Genomic DNA, 3181 nt, shown 5'->3' on the forward strand with positions numbered 1-3181 from the left:
GGACTGCCCCCATGCTGTTCGGTTTCGGTGACGGAGCGGCGGTCCGCACCGGGCCGGTTCGCGTCGGTCCCGGGGCGCCCGGTGAGGGCATGGGTCCGACGCTCGGCTCCGAGTGCGGTGGGGACAGCATGACCCGGAGCGAGGGCTTTTTCGGCGGCCGGAGGACTTCACTGGGGAAACGCTTGGATTTCGGCGGTGGCCGTCCGTTCGCGCAGGCCGGAGCGGTGTCCCACCGGGGCCGGCCGCGCTGTGACGAGGGCCCCGGACAGGGTCCGGGGCCGGGGGTGGCGTCAGGTGTAGGGCGGCGGGGCGCCGCGGGCGAGGGCGGAGTTGAGCACCGCGAAGGCGTCGCGGAGGGCGGCGAGCGCGTCCGGGATGCGCCAGGCGGCCCGGTCCCGCGGGCCGACGGTGTTGGAGACCGTACGGACTTCGAGGAGCGGGATCCCGTGGAGCGCCGCGGCCTCGGCGGCGCCGAAGCCCTCCATGGCCTCGGCGGCGGCCGCGTGGCGCCGCTGGAGTTCCCGGGCGCGTTCCGCGGTGCCGGTGACGGTGGAGACCGTCAGGACCGGTGCGTGGACGGCGCCGAGGACGCGGGCGACGGCCGCGGACAGGTCGGGCGGGCAGGCGTGTTCGGTGGTGCCGAAGCCGAGGCTGTCGACGGACAGGAAGCCGTCGGGCGTCTCGCAGCCGAGGTCGGCGGCGATGACGCGGTCGGCGACGACGACGGAGCCCACGGCGGCGATCGGGTCGAACCCGCCGGCGATGCCCGCGCAGATGACCAGGTCGTAGGGGTCTTCCCGGGCGGCGGCGGAGGTGAGCGCGCCACCGGTGGCGGCGGCCGCGGCGGCGGGGCCCACTCCCCCGGTCAGCAGGTCCGCGGTCAGGGGGCGGCGGCGGAGGGTGGACGGTATCCCGAGGGCGTCCCCGCAGGAGACCGCTTCGTCGCTGGTGACGCGGAGCAGTGCGGTGCCGGGCAGGCCGGGCGCGGTGACCGGGGTGGCGGGGCCGAGGCCGCGCGCGACGGCGTCGCGCTCGGCGTCGACGGCCGTGACGATCAGGAGGCGGACGGGGTTCATGAAGAGATCTGGACCTGCCCGTGGTCGCCGATCACGAGGCGGTGGGCGGCGGGCAGCCGGGGCGTCAGGGTGACCTTGACGTTGCGGCCGACGAGAGAGCCCGCGACGCGCCTGATGTGGTCGAAGGACGACTCCCGCAGCACGATGGAGTACTCGATCTCGCTGTGGAAGATGTGGCACCGCTCCGCGACCGAGGTGGACGGGCCGATGTAGGAGTCGGTGACCATGCTGCCCGCCCCGACGATGGCGGGGCCGACGATGCGCGAGCGGCGCACCTCGGCGCCCGCCTCGATCCGGACCCGCCCGATGATCTCGCTCTCCTCGTCGACGAACCCGTCGATGCGGGGCTGGAGCCGTTCCAGGAGGGTGCGGTTGACCTCCAGCATGTCGGTGACGTTGCCGGTGTCCTTCCAGTAGCCGGTGATGACGGTGGACGTCACGTCCATCTCCTGGTCGATCATCCACTGGAGGGCGTCGGTGATCTCCAGTTCGCCGCGGGCGGAGGGCGTGATGGCGGCGACGGCCTCGTGGACGGCGGTGGTGAACAGGTAGACGCCTGCGACGGCGAGGTCGCTGCGCGGCCTGCTCGGCTTCTCCTCCAGGTCGACGACCTTGCCGTGGTCGTCGATCACGGCGACGCCGAAGGCCGTGGGGTCGCCGACCCGGGTGAGGAGGACGTGGGCGTCGTGCGGGTCCTTGCGGAACGCGTCGACGGCGTCGCTGATGCCGTCGAGGACGAAGTTGTCGCCGAGGTACATCACGAAGTCGTCGTCGCCGAGGAACGGCTGGGCGATGAGGACGGCGTGGGCGAGCCCGAGGGGTTCGCTCTGCGGGATGTAGGTGATGTCGAGTCCGAAGGCCGAGCCGTCACCGACAGCGGCCCGGATCTCCGGGGCGGTGCTGCCGACGATGACGCCTACGTCCTTGATGCCTGCCTCGGCGATGGCTTCGAGGCCGTAGAAGAGGATCGGTTTGTTGGCGACCGGGACCAGTTGTTTGCTGGAGGTGTGGGTGATCGGTCGCAGCCGCGTACCGGATCCCCCCGCGAGCACGAGAGCCTTCATGTTCCATCCAGATCACGGGTGACGGGTGGGGAGTGGGAGGTGCGGGTGGGCCCGGGTTCAGGCCTCGTCGAGGTCGCCCTCGAGGAAGGCGCGCAGTTCGTCGTCGGACACCTCGTCGGCGTCCGGCACGGCTGCCGGGGCCTCGGAGAGGCCCGTGACGCCGTCCAGGCGGTCGAGGAGGCCGCGCAGCCGGGCGCGGAGCTGGTCGTGGAACGCCTCCTCCGCCGCTGACGCGGTGAACTGCGCTTCCAGGGCGTCGAGTTGGTCGAGGAGCGGGGACGTGGCGGGCCGGTCCTCGGGGGCGATGCGTTCCAGGAGGTGCGCCGCGAGCCGCTCCGGTGTGGGGTAGTCGAACATCAGGGTCGCGGGCAGTCGTACGCCCGCGAGGGCGCCGAGGCGGTTGCGCAGCTCGACGGCGGTCAGGGAGTTGAACCCGCTGTCCAGGAAGCCTCCTTCGGGGTCGAGGGCGTCGGGGCTGTCGTGGCCGATGACCAGAGCCGCCTGGGTGAGTACGGCGTTCAGGACGGCGGAGTGCCGTTCCGCGGGCGCGAGTGCGGCCAGCGTCGCGCTCAGGTCGTCCGCGGCGGGCGCCGCCGAGCCGGTCGCCGCCGCTTCGGGCGCGGGGCGCCGGTCGCGGGCCTGCACCAGGTCGCGGACCAGGTCGGGCACGGTGCCGTCGGAGGCGCGCAGGGTGCCCGGGTCGAGGTCGACGGGCGCGTACCAGGGCTCTGGGGCGCGCAGTGCCGCGTCGAGCAGGGCGAGGGCGTGGTCGGTCTCCATGGGGCGCAGTCCGCTGCGGGCGATGCGGCGCAGGTCGGCGTCGTCGAGTTTGCCGGTCATGCCGCTGCGTTCGGCCCACAGGCCCCAGGCCAGCGACCGGACCCGGCGCTGCGGGGTGTCGTGGCGGGCGGCGAAGGCGTCCAGGAAGGCGTTGGCCGCCGAGTAGTTGGCCTGGCCGACGCCGCCGAAGGTGCCTGCCACCGAGGAGAACAGGACGAGGTCGGTGCCGGTGTCGCGGGTGAGTTCCTCCAGGAGGACGGC

3 protein-coding genes are annotated in these 3181 nt (G+C 73.4%); all 3 read right to left on the reverse strand.

Translation table 11 applies throughout. From position 1 onward, the window contains the following. Positions 1-290 precede the first annotated feature (290 nt). Entirely contained in the window at positions 291-1076 is a 786-nt protein-coding gene (locus N5I75_RS15980; protein WP_476678080.1) for a futalosine hydrolase, read from the reverse strand. Then, positions 1073-2140 carry a glucose-1-phosphate thymidylyltransferase gene (locus tag N5I75_RS15985; protein WP_476678082.1) on the reverse strand — a complete coding sequence of 356 codons (1068 nt, stop codon included), beginning with the start codon at positions 2138-2140 and terminating at the stop codon, positions 1073-1075. The genes N5I75_RS15980 and N5I75_RS15985 overlap by 4 nt, the downstream gene beginning before the upstream one ends. Positions 2141-2197: 57 nt before the next feature. Then, a partial coding sequence (locus N5I75_RS15990; RefSeq protein WP_476678084.1) for an acyl carrier protein occupies positions 2198-3181 on the reverse strand: 984 nt, incomplete at its 5' end.

The sequence above is a fragment of the Streptomyces sp. R818 genome (assembly GCF_056172735.1).